At 57.5% G+C, this 421-nt stretch carries 1 protein-coding gene; it reads left to right on the top strand.

Annotation, left to right across the window (positions count from 1 at the left end; genetic code table 11):
* On the top strand, positions 1 to 421 hold a 421-nt coding region (locus tag E4T71_RS09965; protein ID WP_167758520.1), incomplete at both ends, for a hypothetical protein.

Here is a 421-nt window from a genome sequence, read left to right on the forward strand (position 1 = left end):
ATTGAAGTATTTGCAGAGGATGCAGGCCGCGGACGCCATCAAGAAAAGCTGGAATCGTACCCTTTTGGCCGGGGAAGAACCTGGCGCAGAGGTGCTTGAGCTCTATTGCAGTGATCAGTTGCCACCCCTGGACGTCGACTTTTCCCATGTGCGTGAGCTGTCGCTATCTTCGGAGGGCGTAGGTGAGGCCGAGCTGCAAGCGTGCCTGGCACGGTTTCCCCAGGTTGAAAAACTCACACTCAGTGAACGGCATGCGGTCGCGCTTTTCGGCGCGAGTAACAACGCTACTCAGGTCAGCTTGCCTCGGGCTCTGGAGGGTATGCGCGGCCTTAAAGACCTGAGGCTCGATTCGAACGCAAATGCATTGCCCGCGGATTTCTCCTCAAGGCTCACCGCATTGACCACGCTTGAGGCGCTGCAT

It is taken from the genome of Streptococcus sp. WM07, from assembly GCF_004570525.1.
GTDB lineage: Bacteria > Bacillota > Bacilli > Lactobacillales > Streptococcaceae > Streptococcus.